This window comes from Italian clover phyllody phytoplasma str. MA1, assembly GCF_000300695.1.
In the GTDB taxonomy this organism is placed as follows: Bacteria; Bacillota_I; Bacilli_A; order Acholeplasmatales; family Acholeplasmataceae; genus Phytoplasma.
The window spans coordinates 1-702 of sequence record NZ_AKIM01000134.1; the positions used below are offsets into that span (position 1 = coordinate 1).

The 702-nt window shown below is 25.5% G+C and carries 1 protein-coding gene and 1 pseudogene; both read right to left on the reverse strand.

Going from position 1 to position 702, the window contains the following annotated elements; all coding sequences use genetic code 11:
• Positions 1–51 precede the first annotated feature (51 nt).
• Positions 52–420, reverse strand: a complete 369-nt coding sequence (locus tag RI01_RS02950) for a DUF2963 domain-containing protein (RefSeq protein ID WP_017193182.1) — start codon at positions 418–420, stop codon at positions 52–54.
• 72 nt (positions 421–492) lie between these two features.
• Positions 493–702: pseudogene (locus tag RI01_RS02955) on the reverse strand (endonuclease); the annotation flags it as partial.

The following is a 702-nucleotide window of genomic DNA, read 5'->3' on the forward strand; positions in this document are numbered from 1 at the left end:
AAACGATTAATTTCATCATTTTTTCTCCTTTTTTTGATTTTTGTTGGATTTTTAAAAGTTAATGATATCACTAATTGTTCCATCGAGATTGTAATATGTTGTTGTGATTGGTTCTTCATCATAATCGTATTCGCTTATTTCTTTAAAAGTTATTCCATCAGGTTGATATTCAATATATTTAAACATGTTACGATACTTTTTATCGTATTCATATGCATAGTCAATAGTTTTTCCATCAAGTCGATACACAGTTTTTTTAATAATATTGCTAGTAGCTTTGTCGTATTCATCTATGTAATGAATAGTTTTACCATCAAGTTGATAAAAAATGTCTTTAATAGATGTACCAGTATCTTTATCGTATTCTTGAATAACTTTATATCCGTAATTGTCAATAAATTCTTTTTTGGTTGTTTTCATTGTTTTCTCCTTTTAATCTTAATTTGGGCATAAAAAAAGACCTTCAATTTGAAGGTCTTAGAGTTTTAATTATTATTTAAATTTACTTAATCGTTTTAAATAAGTTGTTTGTGATAATTCTTCTTTGGCTTTGGTTAAAAGTGTTAAGTAATTTTGACTATCTGCAATCATTTTAGAGATAAATTGATTATCTTGATAAATTCGTACCACATGATAGTTTTGGTCGTTAAAATAAACCAAAAAGTAAACAAATTTAGCTTGACTACAATAAAGTTGACATTG